General features: G+C 72.1%; 1 pseudogene. It reads right to left on the minus strand.

Annotated features, from left to right (window positions below):
* Positions 1-62 precede the first annotated feature (62 nt).
* Positions 63-191: pseudogene (locus PUR61_RS45240) on the minus strand (HAD-IC family P-type ATPase); the annotation flags it as partial.
* Between the last annotated feature and the right edge of the window lie 142 nt (positions 192-333).

Below are 333 nucleotides of genomic sequence, written 5' to 3' on the forward strand. Positions count from 1 at the left end.
ACGACCCGTCCCTCGGCCTGGAGCCGCCGTACGACGGCCACCTTGTCCTGCGGGAGCACCTAGCCGATCACGTCCTCGGCGGCGATGCCGACCTCGGCGGCGACGGCCTCCGCGACGGCCCGGTTGTCCCCGGTGAGCAGGTCGGGCCGCTGACCGAGCGCCCGGAGGTGCGGGACGGCCTCGGCGGGGGTGGGCGAGTTGGGTCTAGTTTTCGGGGGTGAGTGTGCGCGTCTTGTCGAGGACGTCGGTGTAGAGCTTGCGGGCGGTGTCCTGCTCGTCAGGGGGATTGAGCAGGATGCCGAGCTGGGCGCCGCGTCCGGTGCCGACCATCAG

This window comes from Streptomyces sp. BE20 (assembly GCF_036322525.1).
Taxonomy (GTDB): domain Bacteria; phylum Actinomycetota; class Actinomycetes; order Streptomycetales; family Streptomycetaceae; genus Kitasatospora.